Source organism: Psychrobacillus sp. OK028, assembly GCF_900103605.1.
Taxonomy (GTDB): domain Bacteria; phylum Bacillota; class Bacilli; order Bacillales_A; family Planococcaceae; genus Psychrobacillus.
Genome location: NZ_FNHY01000013.1, coordinates 1 through 17,576, shown reverse-complemented (window position 1 = coordinate 17,576; position 17,576 = coordinate 1). Strand labels below are relative to the sequence as shown.

Annotated in this window: 20 protein-coding genes; 14 read left to right on the top strand and 6 right to left on the bottom strand. The window is 36.3% G+C overall.

Annotated features, from left to right (window positions below; translation table 11 throughout):
• Nucleotide 1: 1 nt before the first annotated feature.
• Entirely contained in the window at nucleotides 2-1,597 is a 1,596-nt protein-coding gene (locus tag BLR36_RS17515; RefSeq protein WP_093063030.1) for a long-chain-fatty-acid--CoA ligase, read from the top strand.
• A gap of 125 nt (nucleotides 1,598-1,722) precedes the next feature.
• Here BLR36_RS17515 and BLR36_RS18895 read toward each other — a convergent pair whose 3' ends face one another.
• From BLR36_RS18895 to lexA, 3 genes are all read right to left on the bottom strand, one after another.
• On the bottom strand, nucleotides 1,723-1,893 hold the full coding sequence (locus BLR36_RS18895; protein WP_175454117.1) for a hypothetical protein: 171 nt from the start codon (nucleotides 1,891-1,893) through the stop codon (nucleotides 1,723-1,725).
• Nucleotides 1,894-2,069: 176 nt separating this feature from the next.
• On the bottom strand, nucleotides 2,070-2,207 hold the full coding sequence (locus BLR36_RS18890; RefSeq protein ID WP_175454116.1) for a hypothetical protein: 138 nt from the start codon (nucleotides 2,205-2,207) through the stop codon (nucleotides 2,070-2,072).
• Nucleotides 2,208-2,479: 272 nt separating this feature from the next.
• Nucleotides 2,480-3,100 (bottom strand): transcriptional repressor LexA, encoded by a 621-nt coding sequence (gene lexA / locus BLR36_RS17510; RefSeq protein ID WP_093063029.1) that lies wholly within the window; start codon nucleotides 3,098-3,100, stop codon nucleotides 2,480-2,482.
• 170 nt (nucleotides 3,101-3,270) lie between these two features.
• On the opposite strand from lexA, the gene BLR36_RS17505 reads away from it, so the two are divergent.
• From BLR36_RS17505 to BLR36_RS17485, 5 genes are all read left to right on the top strand, one after another.
• Complete coding sequence (locus tag BLR36_RS17505; protein WP_093063028.1) at nucleotides 3,271-3,588, top strand: cell division suppressor protein YneA; 318 nt, start codon at nucleotides 3,271-3,273, stop codon at nucleotides 3,586-3,588.
• Nucleotides 3,585-4,235, top strand: a complete 651-nt coding sequence (locus BLR36_RS17500; protein WP_093063027.1) for a YneB family resolvase-like protein — start codon at nucleotides 3,585-3,587, stop codon at nucleotides 4,233-4,235. The genes BLR36_RS17505 and BLR36_RS17500 overlap by 4 nt, the downstream gene beginning before the upstream one ends.
• Before the next feature lie 62 nt (nucleotides 4,236-4,297).
• Nucleotides 4,298-4,531, top strand: a complete 234-nt coding sequence (locus tag BLR36_RS17495; RefSeq protein WP_093063026.1) for a DUF896 domain-containing protein — start codon at nucleotides 4,298-4,300, stop codon at nucleotides 4,529-4,531.
• Nucleotides 4,532-4,617: 86 nt separating this feature from the next.
• The gene (tkt, locus tag BLR36_RS17490; RefSeq protein WP_093063025.1) at nucleotides 4,618-6,618 is read left to right on the top strand and encodes a transketolase; all 2,001 of its coding nucleotides are present in this window, start codon (nucleotides 4,618-4,620) and stop codon (nucleotides 6,616-6,618) included.
• Nucleotides 6,619-6,769: 151 nt separating this feature from the next.
• Nucleotides 6,770-6,988: a YneF family protein gene (locus BLR36_RS17485; protein WP_093063024.1), complete on the top strand. Its 219-nt coding sequence runs from the start codon at nucleotides 6,770-6,772 to the stop codon at nucleotides 6,986-6,988.
• A gap of 24 nt (nucleotides 6,989-7,012) precedes the next feature.
• Here the strand turns inward: BLR36_RS17485 and BLR36_RS17480 are convergent, their stop codons facing one another.
• Nucleotides 7,013-7,942 (bottom strand): alpha/beta hydrolase, encoded by a 930-nt coding sequence (locus BLR36_RS17480; protein ID WP_093063023.1) that lies wholly within the window; start codon nucleotides 7,940-7,942, stop codon nucleotides 7,013-7,015.
• An 11-nt stretch (nucleotides 7,943-7,953) separates the two neighbouring features.
• Complete coding sequence (locus tag BLR36_RS17475; RefSeq protein ID WP_175454115.1) at nucleotides 7,954-8,850, bottom strand: hydroxymethylglutaryl-CoA lyase; 897 nt, start codon at nucleotides 8,848-8,850, stop codon at nucleotides 7,954-7,956.
• Nucleotides 8,851-8,956: 106 nt separating this feature from the next.
• Between BLR36_RS17475 and BLR36_RS17470 the strand changes: the two genes are divergently transcribed.
• Nucleotides 8,957-10,138 carry an acetyl-CoA C-acetyltransferase gene (locus BLR36_RS17470; protein ID WP_093063022.1) on the top strand — a complete coding sequence of 394 codons (1,182 nt, stop codon included), beginning with the start codon at nucleotides 8,957-8,959 and terminating at the stop codon, nucleotides 10,136-10,138.
• Nucleotides 10,139-10,154: 16 nt separating this feature from the next.
• Complete coding sequence (locus BLR36_RS17465; protein ID WP_093063021.1) at nucleotides 10,155-10,409, top strand: DUF3886 domain-containing protein; 255 nt, start codon at nucleotides 10,155-10,157, stop codon at nucleotides 10,407-10,409.
• 252 nt (nucleotides 10,410-10,661) lie between these two features.
• Here BLR36_RS17465 and BLR36_RS17455 read toward each other — a convergent pair whose 3' ends face one another.
• A complete protein-coding gene (locus tag BLR36_RS17455) occupies nucleotides 10,662-11,564 on the bottom strand; it encodes an aldo/keto reductase (protein WP_093063019.1) in 903 nt (300 codons plus the stop codon).
• 88 nt (nucleotides 11,565-11,652) lie between these two features.
• Between BLR36_RS17455 and BLR36_RS17450 the strand changes: the two genes are divergently transcribed.
• From BLR36_RS17450 to BLR36_RS17425, 6 genes are all read left to right on the top strand, one after another.
• On the top strand, nucleotides 11,653-12,201 hold the full coding sequence (locus BLR36_RS17450) for an NUDIX hydrolase (protein WP_093063018.1): 549 nt from the start codon (nucleotides 11,653-11,655) through the stop codon (nucleotides 12,199-12,201).
• 50 nt (nucleotides 12,202-12,251) lie between these two features.
• Nucleotides 12,252-12,719, top strand: coding sequence for a hypothetical protein (locus BLR36_RS17445; RefSeq protein WP_093063017.1), 468 nt, complete (start codon nucleotides 12,252-12,254; stop codon nucleotides 12,717-12,719).
• 85 nt (nucleotides 12,720-12,804) lie between these two features.
• Nucleotides 12,805-13,248: a ferric iron uptake transcriptional regulator gene (locus tag BLR36_RS17440; protein WP_093063016.1), complete on the top strand. Its 444-nt coding sequence runs from the start codon at nucleotides 12,805-12,807 to the stop codon at nucleotides 13,246-13,248.
• 64 nt (nucleotides 13,249-13,312) lie between these two features.
• Nucleotides 13,313-14,212, top strand: coding sequence for a site-specific tyrosine recombinase XerD (gene xerD / locus BLR36_RS17435; protein ID WP_371326746.1), 900 nt, complete (start codon nucleotides 13,313-13,315; stop codon nucleotides 14,210-14,212).
• A gap of 73 nt (nucleotides 14,213-14,285) precedes the next feature.
• A complete protein-coding gene (gene deoB, locus BLR36_RS17430) occupies nucleotides 14,286-15,464 on the top strand; it encodes a phosphopentomutase (protein ID WP_093063015.1) in 1,179 nt (392 codons plus the stop codon).
• A gap of 32 nt (nucleotides 15,465-15,496) precedes the next feature.
• Nucleotides 15,497-16,801 (top strand): pyrimidine-nucleoside phosphorylase, encoded by a 1,305-nt coding sequence (locus tag BLR36_RS17425; protein WP_093063014.1) that lies wholly within the window; start codon nucleotides 15,497-15,499, stop codon nucleotides 16,799-16,801.
• Nucleotides 16,802-17,576 lie beyond the last annotated feature (775 nt).

The window sequence follows — 17,576 nt, the reverse complement described above, 5'->3', positions numbered from 1 at the left end:
AATGTTTGCTGCATTAACACCATTGGATTGGAAAAGAAGAGCGATTAAATATTATCCACAAAAAGTAGCAGTTATTGACGGAGAAAAACAGTTTACATATAAAGAATTTGGACAACGTGCTGACAAGTTATCTGCCGCACTATTAAAAGCTGGTATTCAAAAAGGCGATCATGTCGCAGTTATGCTACCTAACACTCATTATATGCTAGAAAGCTTTTATGGAATTTGCCAAATAGGGGCTGTACTGGTACCTCTAAACTACCGACTGAATGCAGAGGATCTGGAGTATATCATAAAGCATAGTGACTCCAAAATGCTGATAGTGGATGAAGAATTTACTAGACCTATTGAGGAAATTGGGGATCGTTTACCTTTTGATCAAGTAATCGTTGTTTCTGTTGAAGGGGAAACGAATTCATTGAACGGTATAGATTATGAAACATTTATCGAACAAGATTCTGAAGATGTTACTTTACCTAAAACGGAAATTGATGAAAATCAGCTTCTGACATTGAATTATACGAGTGGTACGACATCTAAACCTAAGGGTGTCATGCTAACGCATCGTGGAAACTACATGAATGCAGCCAATTTCATGTATCATTTAAGTGTAAAGCATGATGATGTATATCTTCATACTTTACCAATGTTCCATGCTAATGGTTGGGGTGGTGTATGGGCGATTACAGCGGCTGGCGCAACGCATGTTTGCTTAAGAAAAGTTGATCCACCACTTATTTTGAATTTATTTACAGAACATCAAATATCCTTATTATGTGGTGCGCCGACAGTGGTTAATATGTTGGTGAATGAACCATCGAGTAAAGAAATGAAAATTACTACAAATCCTCGAATGGCAACTGCAGGAGCCCCTCCAGCAGCTGCACTTATTGCGAAAGCACAAGCAATTCTAGGATTAAATATGATTCACGTGTATGGATTGACTGAAACTTCACCTTTCATTCTATATAATGAATGGAAAAATGAATTCGATGCGAAATCACCTGATGAACAAGCTACAATTAAAGCGAGACAAGGAATTGAACTTGCTTTTAATGGGGAAACGAAAGTAGTTAACCAAGAAGATGGACAAGAAGTTGCATGGAATGGGAAAGAACTTGGTGAAATTATCACTCGTGGAAATGTAGTCATGGATGGATATTACAAGGATCCAGAAAGAACAGCTGAAGCAATTAAAGACGGTTGGTTCTACACAGGAGACTTAGCTGTAACATATCCTGATGGTTATATCGAAATCCAAGATAGAATAAAAGATATGATTATCTCTGGAGGAGAAAACATTTCTTCCACAGAAATTGAAGGTGTACTATATAAACATCCCGATATTTTAGAGGCTGCAGTTATTGCTATACCTGATGATAAGTGGGGAGAAGTTCCGAAGGCAATTATCGTGCTTCATGAAGGAAGCACAGTTACAGAAAAAGAAGTAATCGACTACTGTCGTTCGAACATGTCCCATTTCAAAGCGCCAAAATCGATTGAATTTGTAGAGGCGTTACCAAAAACAGCTACAGGTAAACTACAAAAATTCCGTTTACGCGAGATGTACTGGAATGGCCCTAAAAAAGTAAATTAACTTATAAACTCACTCAGGTGGTTTCTCCGGAGTGAGTTTTAATATTCAAGGCCCTATATGCAAGCTTTCAACGCTTTTTGTATATAGTTAGATCGTTTGTCGTTTTGGGATAGGGGAGACGTCTCTTATTTTGTTTCAAATGAAACATCTGACGAATAATCGGCATCGAAAAGTAATATCGCTTCAGTGAGAAGATTGATATCAATTAGTATTTGCTCTTTTATATGTTTAAAGGGACATTTATAGTAATCGTCTATTAATCGATTTAGTTCTTTGTAAATTAATGCAATAGGCAAAAATACTCCCCCTTATGATCTATAATACCTGTTTTTATATTATGTAACAAAACAACTTTAATTGGAAGTATTTTTGGTGTTAATTTTAGAGGATTATTATAAACGGCATGGAGAAAGTTGACTAGGTATAAAAAGATCACTTGATTAATAACCAAGTGATCTTTCATAGTTTATCTCTAGCTTACTTTTTCAATAATTCTTAGTGCATCCTTCAATAGGTTAATATCGATTAATATTTGTTCCTTCAGTTGGAAGTTATTACATCTATAATAGTCATTTATGAGTTTTTTAAGTTCTTCTATAATTATTTTCATAGGTTACGACTCCTTTGTAGTTATGTATCACCCATAAATAAGTATGTAATTTAACCTATGTAAGCTTATAAAAATAATACCCACATTTTGTTATTTTTAAACTATTTAGATGTTATTTTAGAATTTAAATTATTACAAAACAAAACCCCTCAACCATAAAGGTAAAGGGGTTTTTCGATGATTTCAGCGAAAATGTCCACTTTTCGTTGAAATATGATATCGGCTCTTCGTTATTTTAAGTAAATTTAAGTAGATTGTCAAGTCTGTATAGACTATTGAATATTGCGATAAACTCCTACTACTTTTCCAAGAATGCTAACGGAGTTTACGATGATTGGTTCCATGGAGGAATTTTCAGGTTGTAAACGGAAATATGATTTTTCCTTAAAGAACCGCTTCACTGTCGCCTCATCCTCATCGGTCATTGCTACGACAATATCACCATTATTTGCTGATTGCTGTTGTTTTACAACGACATAGTCACCATTTAATATTCCTGCTTCAATCATACTATTACCCATAATTTCTAACATAAATAAATTATCATCCGATGTACCAAAAGTTTCTGGCAGCGGGAAAAATTCTTCGATATTTTCAATTGCCGTAATAGGCAAACCAGCAGTAACTTTACCAACAAGTGGCACATGAACTACGTTTTGTTTTTCAGCCATGCTTCCTAAACTATCAAGAATCTCAATGGCACGTGGTTTAGTTGGATCTCTTCTAATTAAACCTTTACTTTCTAATCGAGCTAAGTGCCCGTGAACAGTAGAACTTGATGCTAATCCCACAGCCTCTCCTATTTCTCGAACGGATGGTGGATATCCTTTTTTGCGTACTTCTTCTTTTATAAAAGCTAGAATGTCTTCCTGCCTTTTAGATGCTTTCTTCATTTGTTCACCTCTTTAAGAGTAATTACTATCCTTTTCTATCTTATTAATAGTATAACAGGCTACGAACATTAATGCAAACATAGGTTCTAATTAGTATTGACAAAAACAAACGTTCGCATTATTATTAAAATATACATTACGAACACATATTCTATTAGGGGGTATTTTTAATGACCTGGATAAAAGAAAACTATTTTCTATCATTTTTTGTTGCTGGAAGTATTGCTTTTATAATGTTTATAATAATCTCGAAATCTTTTTCGACAGATGAGAGCCTACATATTAATATAGAGCAAGGTGATTCTTTATGGGAGTTAGCGCAGGAGTACGGAGTTAATGAAGATAAAAAAGTATGGATCGATAAGGTAATAGCGATGAATAACTTGAAAGATGGTCATATTAAAGCGGGAGAGATGCTTAAAATTCCAGCCGATGAAAAAAGTTACCATTTCGATAATGAAACGGAGTTAGCAGGCGATACAAAATGAAATCAGTTATCTATTGTCGTGTGAGCACTGAAAAAGAGTCTCAAGAGACTTCTTTAAAAAGACAGGAAGAGGAACTGTTAGAATTTGCAAAACAAAAAAGTTATGAAGTGGCAAAAGTATTCATTGATCAACATAGTGGTTATGATGTTGAGCGTGAAGGCTTATTAGAGTTACTTGACTATATAAAAGAAAATGATATAAAAGCTGTATTTGTTCAAGATGAAACTCGAATTGGTAGAGGTAATGGAAGAATGGCAGTTCTACATCTACTCCAAAAAACAAATACCTCTGTGTATACTTTACAAGATAAAGGGGTCATTAATTTAAATGAAATGGACTCTATGCTTCTTGAAATATTAGCGCTTGTGGAGGAATATCAAAGGAAATTACATAATGCTAAGATAAGACGAGGGATGAAAAAGGCTGTTTCCAAAGGATACCGACCAGAAAAAAATTTAAAGACAAAAGGCAATCCTGAAGGAAGGGAAAGAATAGATGTTCCTGTAGAAGAGGTAGTTAGACTACGAAATGCAGGTCTTACCTATGAGGAGATTTCGAGCACTTTAAAAGGATTAGGATTTAGCATTAGTAAAGCCACCGTCCATCGACGTTATATTGAGTATATAGAAGCACATGGAGTGAAATGACTTGCACTCTGTGTGTTTTTTCCTTACCTTTATATAAAGAGAAAGTGAAAGGATGCGTTAAAATGTTAAGTAAAGAAAAATTAGCAAGAATTAGCGAGTTGTCTAAAAAATCTAAAACAACAGGACTTTCTATTGAAGAAGCAAAAGAACAAAGCTCTTTACGTAAAGAATACTTGGAAACTTTCCGCTCTACAATGAGAGATACTATAGAAAGTGTAAAAATAATTGACCCTGCTGGAAATGATGTAACCCCTGTAAAGGTTCAAGAAGCAAAGAAAGGGAAGTTTCTGAATTAATTAATCATTTCAGAAACCATTGATAATACAGACATTCTTGTCTAAACTAGAAATATAGAAAAAATTTGTTTGAGAGGATGTCATTCATGTCATTACAATCCGATTTATTAGCAATTAATACGGTTCGAACTTTGTCTATTGATGCAATCGATAAAGCAAATTCTGGTCACCCTGGATTACCAATGGGGGCTGCACCAATGGCTTACACTTTATGGACAAAGCATTTACGTCATAATCCAAATAATCCAACATGGTTTAATCGCGACCGTTTTGTCTTATCTGCAGGTCATGGTTCTATGCTTTTATATAGTCTACTTCACCTTGGTGGCTATGATTTACCTATGGAAGAGATTAAGAACTTTAGACAATGGGATTCTAAAACACCTGGACATCCTGAATTCGGTCACACTGCAGGAGTAGAAGCAACTACTGGCCCACTTGGTCAAGGAATTGGGATGGCAGTAGGTATGGCGATGGCTGAGGCACACTTAGCTGCTACGTACAATAAAGAAAACCACTCTATTATTGATCATTATACTTATGCATTATGCGGAGATGGAGATTTAATGGAAGGTGTAGCTGCAGAAGCAATTTCTCTTGCCGGACATCTTCAATTGGATAAATTGATTGTATTATATGATAGTAATGATATTTCTTTAGATGGTGATTTAGGTAAATCATTCTCAGAAAATGTAGAAAAACGATTTGATTCATATGGTTGGAACTATATTCTTGTAAAAGACGGAAACAATATCGAAGAAATTTCAAATGCTATTGATAAAGCGAAGTCTCAAAATGATAAACCAACACTTATTGAAGTTAAAACTGTTATCGGATTTGGTTCTCCTAACCGTTCTGGTAAGTCAGATGCTCATGGTATGCCTTTAGGAAAAGACGAAACTCTTTTAGCCAAAGCTGAATATAAATGGTTATACGAAGAGGACTTCTACGTTCCTGAAGAGGTTTATGATACATTTAGACAAGCTTCTGAACGTTTAGGTGTTCAAGAAGAGGCATCTTGGAATGAGAAACTAAATGCGTATGAGTCCGAATTCCCTGAGTTAGCTTCAACGCTAAAAACAGCAATTTCTGGAGAATTACCTGAAAACTTTGCGGATGCATTGAAAACGTACGAAACTGGTACTTCTCATGCTACACGTTCTGCATCTGGAGAAGCAATTAATGCAATTGCTCAAAACTTACCTTCATTCTTTGGTGGTAGTGCCGATTTAGCGGGGTCCAATAAAACTACGATGAAGAATGTTGGAGATTTTTCAGCAGAAAATTATGCTGGAAAAAACATTTGGTTTGGTGTACGTGAATTTGCTATGGGTACTGCTTTAAATGGTATGGCTTTACACGGAGGACTAAATGTATTTGGTGGTACATTCTTCGTATTTAGTGACTATGTTCGCCCAGCAATTCGTTTATCTGCATTAATGGGACTTCCTGTTACGTATGTATTTACACATGACAGTATCGCTGTTGGGGAAGATGGTCCAACGCATGAGCCAGTAGAACACTTAGCTTCTTTACGAGCAATGCCTGGTTTATCTGTAATCCGTCCAGCAGATGCAAATGAAACTGCAGAAGCTTGGAAACTAGCGGTTTCATCTAAAAATATTCCGACGGTTCTAGTGCTTTCTAGACAAAACCTTCCAACACTTGAAAACTCCGTGGAGCTGGCTAAAGAAGGAGTTTCAAAAGGAGCTTATGTTGTAGCGCCTAATGAAAAAGCGGAAGCAATCCTGCTTGCAACTGGTTCAGAAGTGAGTCTTGCAGTTGAAGCGCAACAAGCACTTGCTAAAGAGGGAATAGAAGTTTCTGTAGTTTCTATGCCGTCATGGGATCTATTTGAAAAACAAGATGCAGCATATAAAAATGCTGTATTACCATCTCATTTAACAAAGCGTCTAGCAATCGAAATGGGTGCGTCATTAGGTTGGCACCGTTATGTTGGATTTGAAGGGGACGTAATTGCTATTGATAAATTCGGTGCAAGTGCTCCTGGTGAAATTGTTATGAAAGAATATGGTTTCTCTGTAGAGAATGTTGTTTCTAAAATGAAAGACTTACTCCAAAAATAAGAATATTAATAAAAGCAATTCAAATACTTATAAACATTTAGTATTTGAATTGCTTTTTTATTCGAATTTATATAGAATGCAAAAAGAATCTATAGTATAATTTTTAATGGTGTCTTGTACACGTAGATAAGAACATGAAGGAGGAGAAAATATGCAAACATGGATTTGGATTGTTATTATAATCGTTGCGTTAATTGCTGGTGCGGCAATTGGTTTCTTTGCAGCACGTCAATATATGATGAAGTACTTAAAAGAAAACCCACCTATTAATGAACAAATGCTACGTATGATGATGGCACAAATGGGTCGTAAGCCTTCTGAAAAACAAGTTAAACAAATGATGAATCAAATGAATAAAATGCAAAAATAAAAAAGCACTCTGCTGAGTGCTTTTTTATTTATTTAACAAACCATTTTCTTGTAGAAAATCTGCAACAACTTGCTCATATTCTTTACTATTTTCATTGAACGATTTAGCATGTTCACCTATATCAAATAATTTTAATGTTTTTGGACCCAGCTTTTTTTCATATAAATCTTCAGTCATTTTAGGAAGTATAAAATCATCTTGTAAACTATGGATAAATAAGACAGGTTTTTCAATTTTGTCAATCATATCAATTGGTGAAACGAGATTTAACGTATATCCATCACGCAGTTTTAAAAACAAATTCGCAAATCGTATCGCCAGACTCGATCGGAGAGGAGTTGTCTGTGTCATTATGTGATAAACTTGCTGCTCAAAATCTGAAAATGCACAATCCGAAATATAAAAATTAGCATCATCAATTATAGAACCAGCATATAGAAGTGTGGTGGCTGCACCCATAGATTCTCCATGAATACCTAAAACTGCGTCATTTCCCGCTCTATCTCTTACTGCTTCAACAACTGATTGTAAATCTATTTTTTCATAAAATCCAAAGCTAGTTGTTTTGCCACCGGAATCACCATGTCTACGATGATCGTAGACAACACTGTTAAATCCAAGACGTTCAAACATACGAACAAAACGTAGCGAGTTGATTTTGTTTTCGGTGACTCCATGGCAAATAACGACATAATTATTTGTTTCTAGAGGCTCGATAAAAATGGCTTTTAAAGAATAGCCATTTTTAGATTCAATCCATTGTTCTGTTTTATTTACTGCGTTAAACCATGCTTCATCTAATCTCTTTGAGGTAATTTCGCGGTTTAAGATAAAATCATTTTCTTTTTTCTTCATATACATCAACCTATTAGTTACAAAAAAACCAAAGAACGTAGCGATAGCTGTCAAAATACTAGTAAAAATACTCGTCCAAATAATTACTCGTTTCTTCATTTGATCAACCCCTACTTACTTTTAAATAGATTATACATACCAGTGTCTATTGGTCTAGACACATAAGGTTCAATTACTTCTACTGCTTTAAGCAGTGAATCAAGGTTAATATTCGTCCGTATACCCATTTGATGTAGCATATTCACAACATCCTCAGTTGCTACATTTCCTGTAGCTCCTGGAGCAAAAGGACATCCACCTAGTCCACCAGTAGAAGCGTCGAACCGATCAATTCCTGCTTGAAGGCTTGCGAGTATATTGGCTATACCCATTTTTCGAGTGTCATGAAAATGAGCGGTAATGAGAGTAGCGGGGAATTCGTTCTTCAACATCTTGAATAATTCATAGCTTTCCTGTGGGTTAGCCATTCCATTTGTATCTGCTACGCTTAGTTCGTTCACACCCCATGAAACGAACTCTTTGCATAGTGCTATTGTGTCTGATGGATCTATTTTACCCTCATAAGGACAATAGAAAGCAGTGGAAATACAGGCACGTACAAAATGACCTTCTTGTAATAGTTTTTCCACAATTGGCATGAGTTCATCCATACTTTCTTTCGTGGTTTTATTAATATTTTTTTTATTAAAACTGTTAGAAACGCCTACAAATACTGCAAAATTCTGTGCGCCAGATTGTGTGGCTAATTCGACGCCTTTTTTATTTGGTGTTAATACTATTTGTCTACCCATTTTTTTCACTTGGGTAACTATTACATTTGCATCTTTCATTTGTGGCACCCATTTTGGTGAAACGAATGAAGTTAACTCCATTTCCTCTATTCCTGCATGCTGCAGTTTTTCGATATAGGCTAGTTTCACTTCGGTTGGTACTTCATTTTTTTCATTTTGTAAGCCATCTCTTGGACCTACCTCGATAATTGTCACTTTATTTGGTAAACTAAACATAATCATCCCTCCCTCTTTATTGTAAAGAAAGGATGGTTAAACAAGCAAATTTAAATTTTGCTTCTTTAAAATTAGTTTAATACAGGGGAAACAAGGAGGAAATCAAGTGACAAATGAAGTTGTGATCGTAAGTGCAGTAAGAACAGCAATAGGTTCTTTCCAAGGGGCTTTAAAGGATGTTCCTGCTACTAAACTAGGTGCTATTGTAATTGAAAAGGCATTAGAAAAAGCAGGGGTTTCTAAAGATGCTGTGGACGAAGTAATAATGGGGAATGTACTTCAAGCAGGTTTAGGTCAAAATCCGGCAAGACAAGCTTCTATTCAAGCTGGGTTGCCACAATCTGTTTCAGCGTTAACGATTAATAAAGTCTGTGGTTCTGGCTTAAAAGCAATTCATCTTGCAACGCAAGCGATTATTGCAGGGGATGCAGATATTATTGTTGCAGGTGGTATGGAAAACATGAGCCAATCACCTTATTTATTGAAAAATGCTAGAGATGGCTTCCGTATGGGCGACCAAAAAGTAGTGGATAGTATGATTTCAGATGGATTATGGTGTGCTTTTAATGATTATCATATGGGTGTAACAGCTGAAAATCTATGCGATCAATATAATATTACTAGAGAAGAACAAGATAAATTTTCCGCACGTTCGCAGAGCCGAGCTGCAAAAGCGATAGAAGAAGGTAAGTTTGTTGACGAAATTGTACCCGTAGAAATTCCGCAAAGAAAAGGGGAGCCTATTGTCTTTTCACAGGACGAATATCCTAAGAAAGGGTCTACGGAAGAAAAGTTAGCAGGGTTACGTCCTGCATTTAAAAAAGACGGCTCAGTAACTGCTGGTAACGCTTCAGGGATTAATGATGGAGCAGCAGCAGTAGTGGTTATGTCTAAAGTAAAAGCGGATGAACTTGGACTTAAACCGCTTGCAACAGTTGTAGCAAATGCTTCTGCAGGAGTGGATCCGAGCATCATGGGAATTGGACCTGTGGAAGCTGTGAAAAAAGTATTAAACAAATCTCAACTCACGTTAGCTGATATCGAGTTGATCGAAGCCAATGAAGCTTTTGCAGCACAATCGATTGCTGTAGATAGAGAGTTGAGCTTTAATCATGATATACTAAACGTAAATGGTGGAGCGATAGCATTAGGTCATCCTATTGGAGCAAGTGGTGCCCGTATATTTGTTTCTTTACTTCATGAAATGGAGAAGAGAGATGCTAAGACAGGTCTTGCTACACTTTGTATCGGCGGAGGTCAAGGAGTCGCGACTATAGTTAAACGTTAAAAAAGAAGGTGAACAAATGGCTAAGAAAAAACAAAAGCAACAACAGGTAAAACCTGTTAAGCAAGTGGAAGAAGGAAATTCCTTATCAGATCAACTTTCTACTGACATCCTAGCTAAACTAAAAGAAACGAAGCAACAATTAGTAACCGCTGAACAGCAAAAGGAAGAAGAAAGACAAGCACAACTAGCTTTCGAAAAGAAAGAAAAAGAAAAAAACAAATCGTTTGAAGAATTATTAGATGAGTATGGCTTCGGAGGTTCGAAGTTTTAGTCTAAAGAAAACCTATTTGCTTTTCGCAAATAGGTTTTTTGGTGGAAAAAATATCCTATTCCAACTAACGCGTCGTTTTTTCCAACTAAAGCACACAAAGTTCCAACTAGGCTCGTCATTATTCCAACTAAACGCCCCAATATTCCAACTAACCTAAAGAGAGCATTCTCCGCTTCTTCAAAAGAACGTAGTAACATGAAAAATAGCCAGTCGTGAACTAAATCACGGATGGCTATTCGAGTTAAAGACATGTTAAATTCGATGTTCCATGTAAATCTCTCTTTTTGTCAACTCACTTGCTTTTTGTAATATACTTTCCGGCACTTGCATTTTGTATGCCTTAATAGATTCCAATAACTGCTTCTCATTACTTGCACCGAGAATAATGGAACCAGTTACTTTCTGCTGTAATACATAATGTTGAGCAATAGAACTTAAGGGAGCATCTAATGCATCCAACTCTTTAATAACTTCAAGTAATTCCTGCTGAGTATAACTTAAATACTCATCTGTTTTATTTGCACGAGTTAATCCTTCGGCAGTTAATAATCCTTTTGCTAACGTGCCTCTACTTAGTAGGGTAGTTGAATTATTTTCTAATAAGGAAAGCCATTCTTCCGGTCTTCTGTCTAGTAAACTATATTGCATCATCACAGAAACGGCATTGCTTTTGCGTAAAAATCGATCGATGACGTTAGGGCGAATAGAGGAGATACCGTACGCGCGTATAAGTCCTTCTTTTTTCAACGATTCCATTGTATCTATAACTTCGTCCACATCATCTTCCATCGTGCCACCGTGGAGCTGATATACATCTATATAATCAGTTTGGAGACGCTTTAATGATGCATGTACGGCCTCTATAATCCATTTCTTTGACGGGTCCCAGGACCAACTATTCCCAGATTTGTTTATCCGATTTCCAACTTTTGTTGCTAATATAATATTTTGCCGATCGCTCTTGAGTGCATTACCAACAATCTTCTCATTTTCGCCATTCTCATATAAATCTGCTGTATCAAAATAGGTTATACCGTTTTCTAATGCCACTTGAATAATATTATCGGCATCTGCTTGATCAGTTGGAAGTGACATGCAGCCCAATCCAATTTCTGAAACGTATATTTCACTTTTACCTAATTGTCTTTTCTTCAAGTTTCATCACGTCCTTTTCTACATGGTACAATGTCAAATAGATAGATTCAACTAAAGAGCATAGATACTAATGAGAGGATGATTCGTCATGAAAAAGTTCGAAGAAAAAACAATTCAAACAGAGGTTAAATTTAACGGAAGAATAATAACACTACAGGTAGATGAAGTAGAACTACCAAATGGTAAAACTAGCAATAGAGAAATTGTAAAACATCCTGGTGCAGTAGCGGTGATTGCGGTAACTAAAGACAAGAAAATAATTTTAGTAGAACAATATAGAAAAGCGTTAGAACGGTCTATTATTGAAATTCCTGCAGGAAAAATAGAAGTTGGAGAAGCTCCTGAAATAACTGCTCTACGTGAATTAGAGGAAGAGACAGGCTATACAACGGAAAATCTAGAGTACATTCAATCATTTGCCACATCTCCCGGATTTGCTGATGAGATTATCCATCTCTATTTTGCAGAGAATATTAATAAGATGGACTCACCAGTTGGATTAGATGAAGATGAGTTTGTCGAGTTATTGCATGTGAGCCTTTCCGAAATGGAAGTTATGGTGAAGAAACAACAAATCTATGATGCTAAAACTGCGTTTGCATATATTTGGTTAAAAGATTATTGGAAAGAAGCATGATTTAAGTTAGTACAAGCATATGATGAAAGTAGATAGGGGGGTGTTCCAATTTGAACCAGACTTATACTATTTTCATCTCATTATGTGTACTTGTAGTAAGCTTTGTTGGAGGTTTAATATTATTTGAACAAAGTACGGTAGAACAGCAGCAATGGATTATAAATCTCTTGGATGCACGCGTTCTATTAGTAGAGAAACCTACTTTATTAGAAACGATTTTTCCTCATCTCATGTTTGCCATTGTGTTTTTTTTGTTTTATCAGCATCGGTTTTTACGAAAACTAATTTTAGTTATTTGTGCATTTAAAATTACATTCTATGGATATTGTTCGAGTTACTTGTTGCAAACGCAGGAATCTACTTTTCCTTATGTATTCTGGTGGTTTCCATTTCAGCTAATTTATTGTATCTTGTTGTTAGCATTAGCCAATCGTATTAATATTTTTTCGCTATCCTTCTATATAATTGTTATAATTATAGAGTTCATCTTAATACCATTTATATTATTTAATAATTAGTTCTTTTTGATACTTATTATTATGTGAATCTCTTGTAATGAGAATTCAATTATTGGTATAATGGATTCAAGTAAGGAGGCGTCGTATGGAAAGCCGTATTGATCGTATAAAAAAACAATTATCTGGTGCGAGCTATAAACTGACGCCACAGCGAGAAGCGACAGTCCGAGTTTTGCTTGAAAATGAAGAGGATCATTTAAGTGCAGAAGATGTGTTTTTACTAGTTAGAGAGAAATCACCTGATATAGGACTTGCAACTGTTTATAGAACGCTAGAGTTATTAAACGAATTGAATGTAGTAGATAAAATTCAATTTGGTGATGGCGTTTCTCGCTATGATTTAAGACAAGAAGGCGCAGCGCATTTTCACCACCATCTAGTTTGTATCGAATGTGGTGCTGTAGATGAAATTCAAGAAGATTTGTTAGAAGATGTGGAAGCGATAGTTGAGAAAAAGTGGAACTTTAGAATTAAAGACCATCGTCTAACATTTCATGGTATTTGTTACCGTTGCCAAGAGGATAAGTAAACAAAAAGGATAGCTTACTAGCTATCCTTTTTTTAATCATTGTTTGATAAAAGGAGTGAAGAGTTTGAAGAATGTATTGCTACATTTAGAGGATTATATGCACTTTTTACAGATAGAGCGACAATTAGCAATTAATACGTTGACGTCCTATAAAAAAGATTTAACAGATTATATTCACCATATATTTGAAGTTCAGCAACTACATAACTTAAATGAGGTAGAGCGCACACATATTGTTCTTTATCTTCGAAATTTAAAAGAGAAAGGGAAGTCAGCTCGAACGATTTCTCGGCATATTTCCTCTATTCGTTCCTTTCATCAGTTTCTGTTAAGAGAAAAGGTGGCGGACACAGATCCATCTGTTCATTTGGATTTACCTCAATTAGAACAAAAACTACCGACATATCTATCTGTCGAAGAATTGAATAATCTATTAAATAGTATTGATATATCCAAACCCCAGGGCCAAAGAGATTTAGCTATGTTTGAGCTTATGTATGCTAGCGGCATGAGAATTAGTGAATGTTTAAACTTAAATCTAGAGGATATTCATTTATCCATGGGATTTGTTCGGGTTTTTGGTAAGGGTGGAAAGGAACGAATCGTGCCATTAGGTGGTTCTGCCATAAGAGCTTGCACAGAATATATAGAAAATGCAAGACCTACATTGCTGAAGTCTGAAAAAACCGATGCAATTTTTATTAACCAACGTGGTAAGCGACTGACGAGACAGGGAATATGGAAGTTGCTAAATAAGCATGCTACAATAGCGGGAATCTCAAAAGAAATTACACCTCACGTGCTAAGACATTCTTTTGCTACACATTTGATTGAAAATGGAGCCGATTTGCGAGCTGTCCAAGAGATGCTTGGCCACTCGGATATTTCTACGACACAGATTTATACCCATGTGAGTAAAAGTCGATTAAAGGATGTTTATAAACAATTTCATCCTAGAGCGTAAATTGTCAGAGGTCTGACCTGTACTTTTATATTATTTTTGGTAAACTAGAAGAAAACAGTAGGAGGGTTATAATATGAATGAATTTAAGCGCATACATGTAATTGTAATGGATTCTGTTGGAATAGGGGAAGCGCCAGATGCTGCTGCTTTCGGGGATGTAGGGTCACATACTATTGGGCATATTGCAGAAAAAATGAATGGACTACATATGCCGCATATGGAACAACTAGGTCTTGGTAATATCGATACTATCCAAGGGATTAATAACGTTGCAGCACCTACCGCGTACTTTGGCAAGATGCAGGAAGCCTCTGTTGGTAAGGATACGATGACAGGGCACTGGGAAATAATGGGATTGAATATTGATAAACCATTTAAAGTATATCCAAATGGATTCCCTGATGAGCTAATCTCTCAAATAGAAGAAAAAACTGGACGCAAAGTAATAGGTAACAAACCAGCTAGTGGAACTGAAATATTAGATGAGCTTGGCGAAGAACATATGAAAACTGGTGCAATTATCGTTTATACATCAGCGGACCCTGTGTTGCAGATTGCTGCACATGAAGAAGTTATTCCACTGGAAGAATTGTATCGCATTTGTGAAATTGCTCGTGAGTTAACTTTGTCGGAGGAATTCTTAGTAGGCCGTATAATTGCTCGTCCATTTATCGGTGAACCAGGTAAATTTGTTCGCACTTCTAATCGCCATGACTATGCATTAAAGCCTTTTGGTCGCACAGCGATGAACGAACTGAGTGATGCAGGACTAGATGTAATAGCAATCGGTAAAATACACGATATTTTTAATGGTGAAGGTATTACTTCTACAGAAAGAACAAAAGATAATATGGATGGAATGGATAAATTCATTGCAACATTGGACAGAGATTTCAAAGGTATCAGCTTCTTAAATTTAGTTGATTTTGATGCGTTATTTGGTCACCGTCGCGATCCGTTAGGCTATGGTAAAGCTTTAGAAGAATTCGATGTACGTTTAAAAGAGGCGCTTCCAAAGTTAACCGAAGAAGATTTATTGATTATCACGGCGGATCACGGAAATGATCCAACAATGCCTGGGACAGATCATACGCGTGAATATGTTCCGTTAATCGTATACTCACCAAAATTTAAGGAAATAAAAGAGTTACCACTTCGCAACACTTTTGCGGACATTGGTGCAACAATCAGTGAAAACTTTGGTGTTGCAACAACTGAATTTGGCGAAAGTTTCTTATCTTTATTAAAATAAAAACAAATCCTACAGAAGGAAGTGTAAGTACGATGAGAATGATTGATATTATTGAAAAGAAAAGAGAAGGTAATGCTCTTACAAAAGAAGAAATTGAATTTTTCATCGAGGGGTATACTAACGGTTCTATTCCAGATTATCAAATGAGTTCACTGTTAATGGCAATTTTCTTTCAAAATATGACAGATGAAGAAAGAGCAGATTTAACAATGGCCATGGTTAATTCGGGTGAAACAATTGATCTTTCTGCAATCGAAGGTGTGAAAGTCGATAAGCATTCCACAGGTGGAGTTGGTGATACGACTACATTAGTTTTGGGTCCGTTAGTTGCTGCATGTGGAGTCCCAGTTGCGAAGATGAGTGGCAGAGGACTTGGACATACTGGCGGTACAATCGACAAGTTGGAAGCAATTGAAGGTTTCCATGTAGAGCTAACATCTGAACAGTTTGTTAAGCAAGTGAATGAGTTAAAAGTAGCGGTAATCGGTCAGAGTGGTAACCTAACGCCTGCCGATAAAAAGTTATATGCATTACGCGACGTTACTGGTACTGTTAATAGTATTCCACTAATAGCGAGCTCCATTATGAGTAAGAAAATTGCTGCTGGAGCCGGTGCGATAGTGTTAGATGTTAAAACTGGTGACGGGGCATTTATGAAAACAACGGATGATGCAAGAGAGCTTGCACAGGCTATGGTTCGTATTGGGAATAATGTAGGCAGAAAAACGATGGCTATTATTTCAGATATGAGTCAACCTCTTGGTAGAGCAATAGGGAATTCACTAGAAATAGTGGAAGCTATTGATACGCTAAAGGGAAATGGTCCTGAAGATCTGACAGAGCTTTGTTTGACGCTTGGAAGTCAAATGGTTGTAGTTGGAGAAAAAGCGGAAACTCTAGAAGAAGCAAGAGAAATGCTACTTGCTGTGATAGAAGATGGATCTGCTTTAGAAATCTTCAAGCAATTCATCAAATGGCAAGGTGGTAACGAGAAAATCGTAGATGATGTTTCATTACTTCCTCAGGCAGCATACAAAATGGAAGTTCCAGCATCCCAAGATGGTTTTATTACCTTTATGGAAGCAGATGAAATTGGTACTGCGGCAATGCTACTAGGAGCAGGAAGAGCAACGAAAGAATCAGAAATAGATTTAGCAGTTGGTATAGTGCTCAACAAAAAAGTGGGAGACTCGGTTAGCAAAGGAGATTCACTTGCTACGATCTATTCAAATAGAGAAGATGTACAGGAAGTTATGGATAAATTAACACAGTTTATCGATATAGAAGCTACTAAAAAAGAGGCACCACCATTAATTTATGAAGTAATAACTGCGTAAAATGAAGGAGTACTATGACTACGGTCATGGTACTTTTTTTGAAGTAAGTGAAAACTTGTTTTAATGGCTTGTAAGAATGAATAATCTGATTTCCGTTACATAATGGACGTTTTTCGTGTGGTGAGCGATGAGCTATCACCGTCGCATCCGCGCCGCTGTTGTAGCTCATCTGTCTCACTCATCTTCCTGATGTCTCCACCCTCCACTACACGAAAAGATTTGTCATAGCTTATGGCTAAGATAAAAAATGGATTAATTTTTAGTGATTTACTCAAATTACTTCTCTTCTTTTCTGAATTAAAAAATGCTATCCAAAGATAAATGAAGAAAGCAGAATTTAATTTATAATTAATACTATTAGGTTAGAGAAAGACTGTTTGTTTTCGTGATAGTGTCTGTAGCTTTCCTATATAAAGAGTTTATTGTTGATTGTAGCGCAGGTCAGCGACACCAGTGGGACAGCGCTAGGGAGAGACTACAGGGTCGAACATGTCCACGGAAAGCGTCAGACCGGAGTGAAAATCACGGCATATCTAAGTTTTTATTCTTAAAGGACCGAGTGTTTTTTGCCCGGTTTTTCTAATTCGACTTTTTTGAAGGAGTAGTTTTTAGTTTACTCTCTCTCAATCGCAGGATACTCTCGTCCACTTCGGAATACTCTTGCTCCAGGTTAACTTACTGATAGTGTATAAAAGTTTGTGTAAGGCTTTTTTTGGACAAAAATAAAAAGGCAAAGTACCCTCAAGTTATCGACTAAAACAACTTTAAAAGGAGA

Bases quoted from the DNA above. Each gene is read 5' to 3' on its own strand.
- BLR36_RS17440 (WP_093063016.1), top strand. From the start codon at position 12,805: ATGGAAAGCCGTATTGATCGTATAAAAAAACAATTATCTGGTGCGAGC.
- BLR36_RS17465 (WP_093063021.1), top strand. From the start codon at position 10,155: ATGGCTAAGAAAAAACAAAAGCAACAACAGGTAAAACCTGTTAAGCAA.
- BLR36_RS17450 (WP_093063018.1), top strand. From the start codon at position 11,653: ATGAAAAAGTTCGAAGAAAAAACAATTCAAACAGAGGTTAAATTTAAC.
- BLR36_RS17495 (WP_093063026.1), top strand. From the start codon at position 4,298: ATGTTAAGTAAAGAAAAATTAGCAAGAATTAGCGAGTTGTCTAAAAAA.
- BLR36_RS17505 (WP_093063028.1), top strand. From the start codon at position 3,271: ATGACCTGGATAAAAGAAAACTATTTTCTATCATTTTTTGTTGCTGGA.
- BLR36_RS17515 (WP_093063030.1), top strand. From the start codon at position 2: ATGTTTGCTGCATTAACACCATTGGATTGGAAAAGAAGAGCGATTAAA.
- BLR36_RS18890 (WP_175454116.1), bottom strand. From the start codon at position 2,207: ATGAAAATAATTATAGAAGAACTTAAAAAACTCATAAATGACTATTAT.
- BLR36_RS17500 (WP_093063027.1), top strand. From the start codon at position 3,585: ATGAAATCAGTTATCTATTGTCGTGTGAGCACTGAAAAAGAGTCTCAA.
- BLR36_RS17425 (WP_093063014.1), top strand. From the start codon at position 15,497: ATGAGAATGATTGATATTATTGAAAAGAAAAGAGAAGGTAATGCTCTT.
- BLR36_RS17475 (WP_175454115.1), bottom strand. From the start codon at position 8,850: ATGTTTAGTTTACCAAATAAAGTGACAATTATCGAGGTAGGTCCAAGA.
- tkt (WP_093063025.1), top strand. From the start codon at position 4,618: ATGTCATTACAATCCGATTTATTAGCAATTAATACGGTTCGAACTTTG.
- lexA (WP_093063029.1), bottom strand. From the start codon at position 3,100: ATGAAGAAAGCATCTAAAAGGCAGGAAGACATTCTAGCTTTTATAAAA.
- deoB (WP_093063015.1), top strand. From the start codon at position 14,286: ATGAATGAATTTAAGCGCATACATGTAATTGTAATGGATTCTGTTGGA.
- BLR36_RS17480 (WP_093063023.1), bottom strand. From the start codon at position 7,942: ATGAAGAAACGAGTAATTATTTGGACGAGTATTTTTACTAGTATTTTG.
- BLR36_RS17485 (WP_093063024.1), top strand. From the start codon at position 6,770: ATGCAAACATGGATTTGGATTGTTATTATAATCGTTGCGTTAATTGCT.